The 13,794-nt window shown below is 72.7% G+C and carries 12 protein-coding genes; 6 read left to right on the top strand and 6 right to left on the bottom strand.

Annotated features, from left to right (window positions below; translation table 11 throughout):
• Positions 1 to 96: 96 nt before the first annotated feature.
• Positions 97 to 1,227 carry a hypothetical protein gene (locus ACQP00_RS08720; protein WP_433216939.1) on the bottom strand — a complete coding sequence of 377 codons (1,131 nt, stop codon included), beginning with the start codon at positions 1,225 to 1,227 and terminating at the stop codon, positions 97 to 99.
• A 199-nt stretch (positions 1,228 to 1,426) separates the two neighbouring features.
• On the opposite strand from ACQP00_RS08720, the gene msrB reads away from it, so the two are divergent.
• On the top strand, positions 1,427 to 1,837 hold the full coding sequence (gene msrB / locus ACQP00_RS08715) for a peptide-methionine (R)-S-oxide reductase MsrB (RefSeq protein ID WP_433216936.1): 411 nt from the start codon (positions 1,427 to 1,429) through the stop codon (positions 1,835 to 1,837).
• Here the strand turns inward: msrB and ACQP00_RS08710 are convergent.
• Genes ACQP00_RS08710 through ACQP00_RS08695 form a run of 4 tightly spaced genes read right to left on the bottom strand, consistent with a single transcriptional unit; the run spans position 1,812 to position 5,570 of the window.
• On the bottom strand, positions 1,812 to 2,252 hold the full coding sequence (locus ACQP00_RS08710; protein ID WP_433223776.1) for a GNAT family N-acetyltransferase: 441 nt from the start codon (positions 2,250 to 2,252) through the stop codon (positions 1,812 to 1,814). The two genes, msrB and ACQP00_RS08710, sit on opposite strands and share 26 nt — an antisense overlap.
• Complete coding sequence (locus tag ACQP00_RS08705) at positions 2,252 to 3,607, bottom strand: FAD-dependent oxidoreductase (RefSeq protein WP_433216933.1); 1,356 nt, start codon at positions 3,605 to 3,607, stop codon at positions 2,252 to 2,254. Before ACQP00_RS08705 ends, ACQP00_RS08710 begins: the two co-directional genes overlap by 1 nt.
• The gene (locus ACQP00_RS08700; RefSeq protein WP_433216930.1) at positions 3,604 to 4,071 is read right to left on the bottom strand and encodes a GNAT family N-acetyltransferase; all 468 of its coding nucleotides are present in this window, start codon (positions 4,069 to 4,071) and stop codon (positions 3,604 to 3,606) included. Before ACQP00_RS08700 ends, ACQP00_RS08705 begins: the two co-directional genes overlap by 4 nt.
• A gap of 5 nt (positions 4,072 to 4,076) precedes the next feature.
• Entirely contained in the window at positions 4,077 to 5,570 is a 1,494-nt protein-coding gene (locus ACQP00_RS08695; protein ID WP_433216927.1) for a deoxyguanosinetriphosphate triphosphohydrolase family protein, read from the bottom strand.
• Positions 5,571 to 5,643: 73 nt separating this feature from the next.
• On the opposite strand from ACQP00_RS08695, the gene ACQP00_RS08690 reads away from it, so the two are divergent.
• Genes ACQP00_RS08690 through ACQP00_RS08680 form a run of 3 tightly spaced genes read left to right on the top strand, consistent with a single transcriptional unit; the run spans position 5,644 to position 11,287 of the window.
• Positions 5,644 to 7,980: a hypothetical protein gene (locus tag ACQP00_RS08690; protein ID WP_433216924.1), complete on the top strand. Its 2,337-nt coding sequence runs from the start codon at positions 5,644 to 5,646 to the stop codon at positions 7,978 to 7,980.
• A gap of 5 nt (positions 7,981 to 7,985) precedes the next feature.
• Complete coding sequence (locus tag ACQP00_RS08685; RefSeq protein ID WP_433216921.1) at positions 7,986 to 8,891, top strand: class I SAM-dependent methyltransferase; 906 nt, start codon at positions 7,986 to 7,988, stop codon at positions 8,889 to 8,891.
• A 20-nt stretch (positions 8,892 to 8,911) separates the two neighbouring features.
• On the top strand, positions 8,912 to 11,287 hold the full coding sequence (locus ACQP00_RS08680) for a hypothetical protein (protein WP_433216918.1): 2,376 nt from the start codon (positions 8,912 to 8,914) through the stop codon (positions 11,285 to 11,287).
• Here ACQP00_RS08680 and ACQP00_RS08675 read toward each other — a convergent pair.
• Positions 11,272 to 12,027 (bottom strand): TetR/AcrR family transcriptional regulator, encoded by a 756-nt coding sequence (locus ACQP00_RS08675; RefSeq protein ID WP_433216915.1) that lies wholly within the window; start codon positions 12,025 to 12,027, stop codon positions 11,272 to 11,274. The genes ACQP00_RS08680 and ACQP00_RS08675 overlap by 16 nt on opposite strands.
• A gap of 35 nt (positions 12,028 to 12,062) precedes the next feature.
• On the opposite strand from ACQP00_RS08675, the gene ACQP00_RS08670 reads away from it, so the two are divergent.
• Entirely contained in the window at positions 12,063 to 13,037 is a 975-nt protein-coding gene (locus ACQP00_RS08670; RefSeq protein ID WP_433216912.1) for an ATP-binding cassette domain-containing protein, read from the top strand.
• On the top strand, positions 13,027 to 13,788 hold the full coding sequence (locus ACQP00_RS08665; RefSeq protein WP_433216909.1) for an ABC transporter permease: 762 nt from the start codon (positions 13,027 to 13,029) through the stop codon (positions 13,786 to 13,788). Before ACQP00_RS08670 ends, ACQP00_RS08665 begins: the two co-directional genes overlap by 11 nt.
• The last annotated feature ends 6 nt before the right edge of the window (positions 13,789 to 13,794 follow it).

The following is a 13,794-nucleotide window of genomic DNA, read 5'->3' as shown; positions in this document are numbered from 1 at the left end:
CCCAATCAACACCGCGAATCCCCCACCGAACCCGCACCAAACCGCGAGGGCGCGGCGGGCACCGTGGCCCGCCGCGCCCTTCAAGCGATGGAGTTGTCAGCGCATCCGACGGGACGGCTGCGGACGGGGGCGAGGAGCGTCGAAGTCCTCGTCGTCGATGGCGCGGCGACGGTTGCGCGGGCCGGGTACGCGGGTGGCGCCCGGCTCCTCCTCCGGATCGCGCCCGAGGCGGGTCAGGTAGAGCACCCCGGCCCCACCGATGATGAAGGCGAACCCGATCGTGGTCATCATCGACGACGAGGGTCCGGTGACCGGAAGTTCGCCGACCGCGGCCGCGCCGGCGGGGGTGCCGGTCACGCCGCCGGCGCCGGCGCCCGCGGTGCTGCCGACGCCGGGGGTGACCGCGGTGCCGGTGCCATTGCCGCCGATGGTTGGGCCGCCGTTGCTCTGGCCGGCGCCGCCGTTGCCGCCGGGGGTCGGGACGCCGTTGCCCTGCCCGGCGCCGCCGCCGGTCGTGGGGCCGTTGCCGTTGGTGTCGCCCTGGCCGCCTCCGCCGCCGGGTGTGGTCGGGCTCTGGCCGCCGGGGGTGTCGGTGCCGGTTCCCTGGCCGTGGCCGCCGCCTCCGGTGTTGGTGCTGCCGGGGCCGCCGCCGTAACCGTTGGCGTTGCCGTTTCCGCCGCCGCCGTTGCCGTGACCGTGGCTGTGGCCGCCGTGACCGTGGCCGTTGCTCCAGCCGCCGTTGCCCTGACCGGCGCCGTTGCCCCAGCCACCGTTGCCCGAACCGCCGTGATGTCCGTGACCCGAACCGCCGTTGCCATTGCCGTGGCCGGAACCGTAGCCGTTGTCAGAGTTGCCGTTCGCGGAGCCGTGGGTCGGAGCGTTGCCGTTCCACGTCCGGGAGTTGGCCGAACCTCCATAACCGGGAGCGTTGTCCGCCGCCGCGTCGCCATAGCCAGGAGCATTGTCCGCGCCCGCGTCGCCATAACCCGCCGCGGCTGCGTTGCCGTAGGAGGCCGAAGCGCCGTGCCAGGTGGTGTTCGTCGTGGTTGGGGAATCGCCGGAGGTGTGGGTCGGGGAGGTCTCCGTGGTCAGGAGTTGCAAAGCCCCCGTCGCCGCGTCCGTGAAGCGCAGGTCCTGAGCCTCGGCGGCATGGGCGGCGGTCGCCAGCGGTGTCACGCCCGCGGCGCTCACTGCGCCCAGCGCGACAGCCTTGTACAGCAGCCTCATCGTCGTCCCAACCCCCATGCGCCAAAAGTCCCGAATCGTGGCTTTCGGGAGGGGCAACGAGACAAGCGAGGCCGACGATTCGGGCATCTCGCTATAAAAGGCCTCAGACGCCTGCTAACAATTCTAAACCGCACAGCTGGGGGAACGGTGTTCGTGGGCCGTAATGGTCGTCCCGCGAAGCTGGGCCTACCGTTGAGGCATGACTGAGCCACTCGTCACCCTGCCCACGAGCGACGCCGAGTGGCGGGCGCGGCTTTCCCCGGACGAGTTCCGGGTGCTGCGGCTCGCCGGGACCGAGGCGCCGTTCAGCGGGGAGTACGTCGACACCAAGACCGAAGGTACCTACCACTGTCGTGCCTGCGGGGCCCAGCTGTTCGACAGTGGCACCAAGTTCGACTCGCACTGCGGCTGGCCGAGCTTCGACGATGCCATCCCCGGCACCGTGCGGGAGATCGAGGACCGTAGCCACGGCATGGTGCGGACCGAGATTCGCTGCGCGCGCTGTGACTCGCATCTGGGGCACGTGTTCCGGGGCGAGCGGATGACCGCCAAGAACACGCGTCACTGCGTCAACAGCCTGTCGATCAAGCTGGAGCCGAAGACCGCGTGAGCCGCATCGGCACGTGCTCGATGCCGTCGTCGTCGTAAGGGAGCCCGTCGGTCACGAAGCCATGGCGCTCGTACAGCCCCGTGGCGACGGTCTGGGCGTCCAGGACCACGTCGGCAGAGGCGTCGACCAGACCCAGCGCCGCCTCCAGCAGCGAACCCGCCAGGCCGCGGCCCCGGGCGGAGGGGGCGGTCACGACCCGGCCGATCCGAGCGACAGCACCGTCCGAGAGAACCCGAAGATAGGCCGCGACCGAGCCGTCCGGGGCGTCCAGCCACAAGTGCAGCGTCCCCGGCTCGGTGTCGCGGCCGTCCAGCTCCGGATAGGGGCAGTGCTGCTCCACCACGAACACGTCGCACCGCAGCTTGAGAATCCGGTAGAGGTCGGCCGCCGACAGCGACGCGAAGTCCGAGATCATCACGAGAACGAACCTAGCGCCTCCGCCGCCTTGCGGGCCGCGATGAGCACCGGGTCCCAGACCGGCGCGAACGGCGGGGCGTAGGACAGGTCGAGCGAGGTCATCTCCTCCACCGTCATGCCGTGCCACAGCGCCACCGCGAGCGCGTCGATGCGCTTGGCCGCGCCCTCCTCGCCCACGATCTGCGCGCCGAGCAGCCGGCCCGTCGTACGCTCGGCGATGATCTTGGTTTTGATCTTGCGCGCGCCCGGGAAGTAGCCGGCGCGGGTGGTGGACTCGGTCACCACGCTGTAGGGCTGGAACCCCGCGGCCTCCGCCTCGGCCGTCGACAGTCCGGTGCGGGCGACCTCGGTGTCGCAGAGTTTCGACACGGCGGTACCGACGACGCCTGGAAACGTGGCGTAACCCCCACCGATGTTGATGCCCACCGCGCGGCCCTGCTTGTTGGCGTGGGTGCCCAGCGCGATGGCGACCGGCCGCTGCGACACGAGGTGGAACGTCTCCACGCAGTCCCCGGCCGCCCAGACCCCGTCCCGCGAGGTCCGCATCCGGCGGTCGGTGCGGATGCCGCCGGTCTCGCCGATCGCGATGCCGGCCGCCTTGGCCAGGTCGCTGTTCGGCCGCGTCCCGAGCCCCAGAATCACGATGTCCGCCGGAATCTCGCCACCCGTGGTGTGCACCGCCGTGACCCGCCCGGCATGCGCGGCGAACCCCTCCAGCCGCTCGCCGAGCCGCAGCGTCACCCCCTCGCGCCGCAGCGCGTCCGCGATCAGCCCGGCCATGTCCGGGTCGAGGGTGCGCATCGGCTGGTCGGCCGCGTCCACGAGGGTCACGTCGAGCCCGTGCCGGATCATCGCCTCGGCCATCTCCAGCCCGATGTACCCGCCGCCGACCACCACGGCCCGCTTGGGCGAGTGCCGGTCGAGGTACCCGAGCAGCCGGATCCCGTCCTCGAGCGTCTGCACCCCGTGAATCCCGACGGACAGTGCCCCGGGCACGTTGGGCCGCGCCGGCACGCCCCCGGTGGCGATCACCAGTTGATCGAACGGCTCCCGATACTCGCCGTCGGGAGACCGGACAGTAACAACACCGTCGGAGATACCGACAACTTCGGAAGATAGACGGAGATCGATCTCGACACGAGCAAAATCCGCCGGGTGCCGCGCCACCAGATGATCCGGATCGGTGACGTCCCCCGCCACCAGATAGGGAATGCCACACGCGGAATAGGACACGTGCTGGCCGCGCTCAAAAGCCACGATAGACAGGTCGGACGAACCGCGGCGCTTCCGCGCCTGGGAAGCGGCACTCATCCCGGCCGCATCGCCGCCGATCACCACCAGCCGCTCGGTCACGTCAGATCCTTCGCCATCTGGATGGTCATCGTCTCGTACCCCAGGCTCTCGTACAGCTCCCGCGCCCCCGAGTTGTGCCCGAACACGTTGAGCCCGAGCACCCCGATCCCCCGAGAACGCAGCTCCTCCTCGGCCGCGAGCATGAGCGCCCGCCCGTACCCCTGCCGCCGGAACGCCGCGTCGACCTGCACGTCGTACACCCAGGCCTGCGGCCGGTCCGCGGTCGGCAGCGCCAGCCAGATGTATCCCACCACGTCCCCGCCGGCCGCGACCCCGCTGAAGAGCAACTGGCCGGGACTGTCGACCCCGTCGGGCAGCAGCCGGGCGAACAGCGCCGCGACCTGCAGGCGCACGCTCTCCGGCCGCGCCCGCCCCGCCCGCACCTCGTCCTCGGCATAGTCCCGGTGCAGCGCCGGGAGCCGGGCGTCGAACTCGTCCTGAGTCATCGCACGCAGTCGAAGCATGGGACTCACAATACGAACGCGTCCGTCCACAGCTGCCGCGAACGACCCGACAGCGCCTCCAGCAGCCCCGCCGCCTGCCCGTCGGTCAGCGCCGCCACGAAGTCGACGATCGCCCGGCCGCGCGCCATCGCCACCACGTCGAGCCGGTCCAGGCCGTAGTCGGAGGGCTCCAGCTCCGCCGTCTCGTTCTCGGCCAGCTCCACCAGGTCGTGCAGCCGCCGCGGCAGCCGCGCCTCCTCGCCCGGGTCGGTCAGCCACGCGTGCAGCGCCTCCACCAGCCCGGCGAGCAGCCGCGCCTGCCCCCGCTGGTGCAGGGCCAGGTCGGGCCGCTCCAGCACGAACCGGTGGTGGATGAACTTCAGCACCTGCACCTCGTGCCACTGCGCGGACGCGAGCAGCACGTGCCCGGAGCGCACCGGCGGGTCCGGGCGCACGTACACCGCGTCGATGAGCCGCCGCGTCCAGCGGGCCGAGAACCGGTCCACCGCCTGCTCGGCCTCGATCGACCCGTCGAACGGCAGCGCGAGCAGCCCGTCGGCCAGCTCGGTGCGCACGTGCGCGACGGCCGCCGCGAACGCGTCGTCGTCGCACATCCAGCCGTCCTTGGCGTGCAGCTGCCGGCGCAGCGCCTCGACCGAGCGGCCCGGCCGGCGCCCGGCCGCACGCAGCTGCGTGTCGCCCATGACCCGAAGCGCGTCGGCGTCGCGCAGCCAGGCCACCAGCTCGGCCGCGACCGCGCCCTGCTGCAGCACCCCGACGCGGTGGAAGTCCTCCAGGTCGTGGATGGCGTAGGCGATGTCGTCGGCGGTGTCCATCACCGACGCCTCCGCGGTCTGCTGCCAGTCGGCGAGCCGGCCGGCGAACGGGGCGCGGGCCTGCCGGACGTCGGCGAGCTCGGTGACGTACGCCCCGAACTTGCTCGACCCCACCGCCGGATCGCCGCCGGCGCCGCGGGGCGTCGGGCTCATGTGCATCGGGTGCGGGTTCGGGTACGTCCGCCGGGTCCACGGGTATTTCAGCAGCGCCGCCCGCACCGCCGCGGTGAGGTCCAGCCCGATGGTGGTGCCCCGGACCTGGGTGCTGGTGACGATCCGGTAGGACTGGGCGTTGCCCTCGAACCCGTCCGGCAGCCCGAGCCGCTCCCGCGCGAGCCGGTCCAGCACGGCCTCGCCCAGGTGCCCGAACGGCGGGTGGCCGAGGTCGTGGGCGAGTGCCGCCGCCTCGACGACGTCGGCGTCACACCCGCCGAGCTTCTCCAGCAGCGGGTCGTCGCCGAGCTGCTCGACGATGCCGCGCGCGACCGAGGCCACCTTGAGGCTGTGGGTGAGCCGGTTGTGCACCAGCAGGCCCGAGCCACCGGGGCTGATGACCTGCGTGACCCCGGCCAGGCGCGCGAAGAACGGCGAGGCCACGATCCGGTCGCGGTCGGCCCGGAACGGACTCCCGGCGATGTCGCCCGGTGAGCCGCCGAACATCCGCTGTGCGCGCAGGTCTTCCATAGGACAGTTCTACCAACCCGGCCTGGGCCGACCGCCCGCCGTATCCGGGCAAATGCGCGCTCGTTAGGTCTGCGTGACGTTGGCGGTCGAACAGCCGGAGTTGCGGGCCGTCGCCCCGGATCCCGCCCGGCGTCTGCCGCCGGCCTGGGCGCCGCCGGTCGCGCTCGCCGTGCTCACCACGGCCGCCCTCGCGTACTACCGCGTCCCGGTCCCGACCACCGCCACGTTCGCGGCGTACCTCGCGCTCGGCGTCGTCCTGCCCGGCACCCTCGTCTGGCGCGCCGTCCGCGGCCGCTCCGGCTGGCTGGTCGAGGACCTCGCCGCCGGGCTGACGGTCGGCTACGCGGGCGAAGTGCTCGCCTACATCGCCTGCCGCGCGCTCGGCGTGCCCGCCGCCACGGTGGCCTGGGCGGCCGGCACCGTCGTGGTCTTCCTCGCCGTACCCCGCCTGCGCCGGCACTGGCGCGGCAGCGGCGACCCGGCGGACCGGACCCCGCGCTGGTGGTCGCTGGCCATGACCGGCGTCGGGGCGGTCGTCGTCGGCTGGAGCTGCCTGCGCTTCTTCCGCGTCCACGACCTCGTCGAGCCGGGCCTGCTCAGCCCCGACCCGGACTCGCCGTTCCACCTGGCGCTGCTCGGCGAGGCCAAGCACCACGTGCCGCTGATGTCCCCGTGGGTCGCCGACCAGCCGGTGCTGTACCACTGGTTCGTCTACGCCGAGATGGCCGCCACCTCCTGGACCACCGGCATCGAGCCGCACTCCCTGCTGGTGCGGCTCGCCCCGCTGCCGATGCTGCTGGGCTTCCTGACCCTGATCGGCGTCCTCGGCCGGCGGCTCACCGGCACCTGGTGGGCCGGCCTCGCCGCGCCCGTGCTGACGCTGTTCGTCCTGGCCCCGGCGCCGTACCGGTGGCCGCTGAGCCAGTGGTTCGCCGACTACAACACCAATCCGTACGAGGATGGCTCCTCGCTGCGCGTCCAGCTCTGGACCAGCCCGACCCAGACGTTCGGCGCCTGCCTCGTCGCCGGGCTGGTCCTGGTCGTGGCGGCGGCGATGACCGAGGGCGGCCGGGCCCGCTGGGCGCTGGCGGCGCTGCTGACCGCGGCCGTGACCGGGGCCAAGGCGACGTACGCCCCGATGCTGCTGGCCGGCCTGCTGCTCGTGGTGGCGGCCCGCCTGGTGACCCGCCGCCGCGTCCCCGCCGGGCTGGTGTTCGGCTGCGGGCTGGCCGTCGCGGCCGTGCTGTTCGCGCAGTTCGTGCTGTTCGGCGGCGCCTCGCAGGGCATGAGTGTCGACCCGCTGCACTTCACCGAGGTCTCCGGCGCGGCGTACACGACGAGGTTCCAGTCCCCGCAGTTCCCCCAGCTGTGGCGGGCGGTGTTCACCGCGCTCCTCACGCTCGCCTGCTGGGCCTGCATCTGGCCGGGGCTGCTCGGCCTGGCCCGCCTGCTCCGCCACCGCCGCCCGGACGCGCGCATCGCGGCCGAACCGACGATCCTGTGCCTCGGCATCGGCCTGTCCGGCGTCGCCGCGCTGGCGGTCCTCGGCAACCAGGACGGCGCCGAGGACTGGTTCATGGTCTCCGCGCGCCCTTACCTGTCGCTGGCCGCGGTCGCCGGCCTGGCCCTCATCGCGCCCCGCCGCCCCACCTGGGCCGCCTGGGGCGCGCTTGCTGCCGGGGCGCTCGTCCTGCTCGGCGTCCGCGCGCTGAGTCCGGCCGCCGTCCCCCGCCTGACCGATCTGAGCGGTCCCCGGGCCGCGTGGGTGCTGGCCTGGCCATACCTGCTCGCATTCGGTCTTCTGGCCGCCGTTTTCCTGCTCGTGTACCGCCTGAGCCGCGCCGACCAGCGCACGCTCGCCTGTGCGCTGCTCGCGGGCGCGGGTCTGGCGACCGCCGCCGTGCACCTGACCGCGGCCGTGCGGCAGGCCGACGCCACCGGCTACCGCGCGGTCGCGCGGCCCCCGGCGCTGTTCACCCCCGGCACCGCGCAGGCCGGCCGCTGGCTGCGGGACCACTCCTCCCCCGCCGACCTGGTCGCGACCAACGCCCACTGCCTGCCGTTCAACCAGAACCTCGGCTGCGACAACCGGCACTTCGCCTTCGCCGCGTTCACCGAGCGCCGGTTCCTGGTCGAGGGCTGGGGCTTCACCGACCGCAACCACACCGACGCCAACCGGCTGGGGGTCAACCCGATCGTCGCGCCGTACTGGGACCAGGCGCGGCTCGCCGCCAACGACGCGGCGTTCACCCGGCCGTCGGCGGCCACCGTCGGCCGGCTGCGCGACGAGTACCACGTCCGCTGGCTGTTCGTGGCCGAGACCTACGGCGAGCTCGGGCCCGACCTGGCCCGGTTCGCGACCTTCCGCTACCGCGCGGGGCAGATCGCCGTCTACGAAATCGAGCGCTGAGGGCCATGACCGACACCGTGACCGACACCCCCATGTCCTCGCCCGCCGCGGCCGCGCGGCAGGCCCGCCTGGCGGCGGTGCTCGCCTGCCCGGCCTGCCACGCGCCGCTCGCCGGCACCAGTCAGGAGAGCCTCGCCTGCGCGGTGTGCGGGCACGCCGGCGAGCGCCGCGGGGCCCAACTTCGCTTCGGCGGCTTCGGGGACGAGGAGCTCAAGGCCGACGCGCTGAACCGGATCAAGGAGCTGGTGAAGACCCGGTTCCACCGGCTCTACCCGACCGCGATCAAGGTGCTCTCCCCCGTGCACGACCGGCCGGGCCTGATCAGCGGCTTCCTGCGCGGCTTCGACCTCGACCGGGACCTGGTGGCCGACTTCGGCTGCGGCACGCACCGCCGCGACGAGCGGATCATCTGCATGGACGGCGGCTCGTACGGCAACGTCGACATCGTCACCGACCTGCGCCGCCTGCCGCTCGCCGACGGCAGCCTGGCCGGCGGGGTCAGCATCGCGGTGCTGGAGCACGTGCCGGATCCGGACGCCCATATTGCCGAAATGCACCGCGTGCTGCGCCCCGGTGGCCGGATGCTGGTCTTCGTGCCCTTCATGCAGCCGTTCCACGCCTCGCCGTACGACTTCCAGCGCTACACGGAGGTCGGCCTGCGCGAGCAGTTCGGCCGGTTCGAGGTGCTCGACGTCAAGGTCGGCGCCGGCCCCACGTCCGGCATGGTCTGGGTGCTGCAGGAGTGGCTCGCCATGGTGCTCTCCTTCGGCAGCTGCCGCCTCTACCGCGCGGTGCTCCCGCTCACCTGGCTGCTGTCCCCCTTGAAGCTGCTCGACCTGCTGCTCGTGCACCACCCGATGGCGGCCCAGGTGGCCAGCGGGTTCGCGATCGAGATCCGCAAGGCGGCGTGACCCCCTCAGAAAGCGACGCAATGGTCCTCACTCAACGGGCGGAGCACGACGACGTCCGGGTCACGCTCGACGCCCCGGCCCGGCCGCGCGGGCGGTTCTGGCGCTCCCCGTGGCTGCCGGCGGCGGTGGTCCTGGTCGCGAGCGTCGCCGTGCTGCGCTGCTACGACGTCTCGCTGGGCAAGTCCGGCATCTTCGCGGTGTACATCGCGCTCGGCATCACGCTGCCCGGCACGCTGCTCTGGCGGCTGGTGCACCGCGGGTCCCGGTCCGTCCCCGAGGACCTCGCGGCCGGCACGGCGATCGGCTACGCGGTCGAGGTGCTGACCTACATCCCGGCCCGGGCGCTCGGCCTGCCGCTGGCCACGCAGCTGGTACCGCTGGCGGTCATCGCCACGTTCGCCGCGGTACCGGGGCTGCGAAGGTTCTGGCGCGGCCCCGGCCCGGACGGGCGCGCCCCGCTGGCCTTCGCGTGGACGCTGGCCGTCGTCGCGCTGCTGCTGCTCGGCTGGTCCACCAAGTACTTCCGGCTCATCGGCCGGACCTGGCCCAGCTACGGCCGCACCGACATCGACCTGCCGTTCCACCTCGCGCTCACCGGCGAGTTCAAGCACCACATGGACTTCGTCACGCCGTGGGTGATCAGCGAGCCGGTGTACTACCACTGGTTCGTCTACGCCGAGATGGCCTCGACGAGCTGGGCCACCGGCATCGAGCCGTGGGTGCTCATCACCCGGCTCACGCTGCTGCCGATGATCGTGGCCTACGCGGTGCTGGTGGCCGCGTTCGGCCGGCGGCTGATCGGCTCCTGGTGGGGCGGGGCGCTGACCGTGATCGCCGCGTTCTTCGTGCTGGCCCCGGACCCGTACGGCTGGCCGCTGCGCTCGTTCTACCGCGCGTACGCGTTCAACGTGGTCGACGACGGCTCCAACCTGCGGCTCTACCTGTGGACGAGCCCGACCCAGACGTTCGGCAGCCTGCTGTTCGTGCCGCTGATGCTCGTCCTGCTCGACCTGCTGCGCGGGCACGGGACCGACCGGCGGCGCTGGGCGCTGTTCGCGCTGCTGCCGGCGGCGGTGATGGGCGCCAAGGCGACGTTCCTGCCGACCCTGTTCTGCGGCCTGCTGCTCCTGCTGGCCGTCCAGCTCGTCTTCCAGCGCCGGCTCAACCGGATCGCCCTGAAGGCGCTCGGCGTGGTGCTGTTCTGGATGGTGTTCGCGCAGGTCGTGCTTTTCGGCGGGCAGAGCCAGGGTCTGATGGTGAGCCCGCTGCTGGCGATGCGGCGCAACGCGGCCGGCGCGACCACGGCCCTCATCTCCGACCCGCAGCCGTGGCGGCTGGTCGTGCTGCTCGCGATGACGGTCATGTGCTGGGTCATGATCTGGGGCGGCGTGGCCGGCCTGCGCCGCCGGTGGGCCGCCCCCGAGGTGCTGCTGCTGGCCGGGCTCGGCATCGCCGGCACCGCGGCGCTGGTGATCGGCGGCCAGGTCGGCGGCTCCGAGACGTACTTCCTGATGGGCGCCCGGCCGTACGTGGCCGCCGCCGCCACCTGGGGCCTGGTGCTGCTCCTGCCGCGGCTCACCCGGCGCGGCCTGCGCCCGCTGGTGGGCGCGGTCGTGGCCGGCATGGCCGTGGTCGGCCTGGTGCGGCTGCTCGACACCGGCCGGGTGCCGGTGCACACCCGGCACTACAACGCGCTCCTGGTGACCGTCCAGCTGATCTACCCGTACGCGATCCTGGCCGCCGTCGCGCTGGCGGCCGGATTCGCGCTGCGGCGGCGGTACCAGATGGCCCGCGGCATGTCCGTCGCGCTGGTCGTCGCGCTGATGCTCGGCTTCTCCGTGCCGACCGCCTTCCGCCAGTTCACCTATGCGGTGACCGACGGGGCCCAGCACGGCTGGAAGGAGCGCGGCGAGCTGTGGCCGGTCGTCACCGAGGGCACCCGCGAGGCCGGACGCTGGCTGCGCGAGCACTCGTCACCGGACGACCTGATCGCCACCAACGCGCACTGCGTGTACGTGGCCGGCGGCGGGGTCTGCGACCGCCGGCACCTGGGCATCGCGGGCTACACCGAGCGCCGGGTGCTGGTCGAGTCCTGGGCCTACACGGCCGAGGCGCACAACCAGGAGCTGGTGCAGGGGGTGCCGCAGGAGAACACGATGTACTGGAAGCCGCCGGTGCTCATCGACAACGACGCGGCGTTCACCACCCCGTCGGCGGCGACCGTCGGCCGGCTGCGCGAGCACTACCACGTGCGCTGGCTGTGGACCGAGGACGTCTACAACTGGAGCTGGAACGACCCGCCGAGCGGCGGCGAGGTCCCGGTCTCCGAGGACCTGCGCCAGTTCGCGAAGCTGCGGTACAAGTTCGGGCACGTGGCCATCTACGAGCTCGACTGACGGGAGCGCATCAGCGTTTCCAGGCCGTCGAGCAGTCGCTCGATGCCGAAGTCGAAGTCGTCGTCCGGCCGGGTGTTGGAGGTCTCCAGCACCCGGGACGCGATCAGCTCGCCGACCGCCGGGAAGCGGACCGGGTCGGCGAGCAGGACGAGCAGCCGGCCGTACTCGAACATCGCCTGCTCCGTCGTCCCGCCCGCGGCCTGCGCGGCGGCGTCGATGTCGGACGTGAGCAGCGCCCAGTTCCGGGCCATGCCGCTGACCATCATGATCGTGGAGAGCCGCTCGTCGTGGCGCAGCGTGGTGCCGCGCATGACCGACAGGCCGTGGTTCATCCAGCCGATCTGGTTCGGGGTGATCGGCGGGGAGTTGATCGGCACCCGCACCACCCAGGACTGGCGGCGCAGCAGCGCGAGGTAGGAGTCGGCGAACCCGCGCAGCCCCGCCCGCCAGCCCAGGCCCGGGTCCGGCTCGGGCGGCGCCCCGATGGCCACGTCGACCATGAGGTCGAGCAGCTCGTTCTTGGCCGAGACGTACCGGTACAGCGACATCGTGGCCGCGCCCAGCTCGCTCGCGACGCGCGCCATCGACACCGCGCCCAGCCCCTCGGTCGCGGCGACCTTCACCCCGGCGGCCACGATCCGGTCCAGGGTCAGCCCGGGCTTGGGGCCCTTCCCCGGGCGCTCGCGCAGTCCCCACGCCGCGGCCAGGGCCTTCGGAATGCCGTTTTCGTCTTCGCTCATTGACTCCGGATTCTACTTCTGCGTATAACGTACGCATGAACCGTACGGCATACGCAGAAGAGCGTACCGCATACGCGATCGAGGCGACCGGCCTCACGAAGTCCTACGGCAAGGTCGGCGTGCTCACCGGCGTCGACCTGCGGGTGCCCGCCGGCACGGTGTTCTGCCTGCTCGGCCCGAACGGGGCGGGCAAGACCACCACGGTGCGCATCCTCACCACGCTGACCCGCCCGGACGGCGGCCGCGCCCGGGTGGCCGGCCACGACGTGGTCCGCGACCGCGCCGGGGTGCGCCGGGCGATCAGCCTCACCGGCCAGTACGCCTCGGTCGACGAGCTGCAGACGGGCGCCGAGAACCTGCGCATGATGGGCCGGCTCTCCGGGCTGTCCAAGCGCGACGCCCACCGGCGCGCCGACGAGCTGCTCGAGCGCTTCGACCTGACCGCGGCCGCGCACCGGCGGGTCGGGCACTACTCCGGGGGTATGCGGCGCCGCCTCGACCTCGCGGCCGGGCTCACCGGAACAGCGCAGGTCATCTTCCTGGACGAGCCGACCACCGGGCTGGACCTGACCAGCCGGCAGGGCATGTGGGAGGTGGTCGACGGGCTGGTCGCGGCCGGGCGGACGGTCTTCCTGACCACGCAGTACCTCGAGGAGGCCGACCGCCTCGCCGCCCGCGTCGCCGTCGTCGACCACGGCCGCGTCGTCGCCGAGGGAACCCCGGCCGAGCTCAAGGCGCGCTTCGGCGACCAGCGCCTCGACCTCGACCTGGCCGACCGGGGCGCCTACGACGCGGCGGCGGCCGTGCTCGGCGCCCGGGTCGTGCAGCGCGACGACGCCGGGCTGACCCTCGGCGTCACCACGGACGGCAGCGCGGCCCACGTGCGCTCGGTCCTGGACGAGATCGACCCGGCGGGCTCGGGGGTCCGCCGGTTCTCCCTGCACAGCGCCACCCTCGACGACGTCTTCCTCGCCCTCACCGCACGCAAGGAGCTGGCCGGTGTCCAGTAGCGCCCTCACCCAGTGGACCGTGCTCGGCGGCCGCTCGCTGCGCCTCGGCCGGCGCAACGTCGAGGCCCTGCTCATGTCGATCATGCTGCCGGTGCTGCTCATGGTGGTCTTCGTCTACCTGTTCGGCGGGGCGATCCAGACCGGCACCGAGTACGTCACCTACGTCGTGCCCGGCGTCATGCTGCTGTGCGTGGCGTTCGGCTCGGCGATGACCGCGGTCTCGGTGGCCAACGACCTCAAGGAGGGGATCGTCGACCGGCTCCGCACGCTCGACGTCGGCGGCGCCGCGGTTCTCTCCGGGCACGTCTTCGCGAGCCTGGCCCGCAACGTGGTCTCCAGCGCGCTCGTGCTCGGGGTCGCGTTCGCGCTCGGGTTCCGGCCGCACGCGGACGCCGGGCAGTGGTTCGCCGCGCTGGGCATCCTGCTGCTGACGATCGCCGCCGTCTCCTGGCTCTCGGCGTGCCTGGGCCTGCTCGCCGGCACCCCCGAGGCGGCCAGCGGCTACACGTTCGGGATCACCTTCCTGCCGTACGCCAGCAGCGCCTTCGTCCCGATCGACACGATGCCCTCGTGGCTGCGCGGGTTCGCCGGCAACCAGCCGGTCACCCCGATCACCGAGAGCCTGCGCGGGCTGCTGCTGGACCAGCCGGTCGGCGACGCGCCGTGGCGGGCGATCGCCTGGTGCGTGGGGATCATGGTGGTCTCGGTGATCGCGGCCGCGTTGCTCTTCCGCGCGAAAACTCGGACATAAGCCGTG

It is taken from the genome of Dactylosporangium sp. CS-047395 (genome assembly GCF_050942185.1).
Classification (GTDB): Bacteria; Actinomycetota; Actinomycetes; order Mycobacteriales; family Micromonosporaceae; genus Dactylosporangium.
The sequence above is the reverse complement of the archived record's forward strand: the minus strand, read 5'-3'. Positions and strand labels throughout refer to the sequence as shown.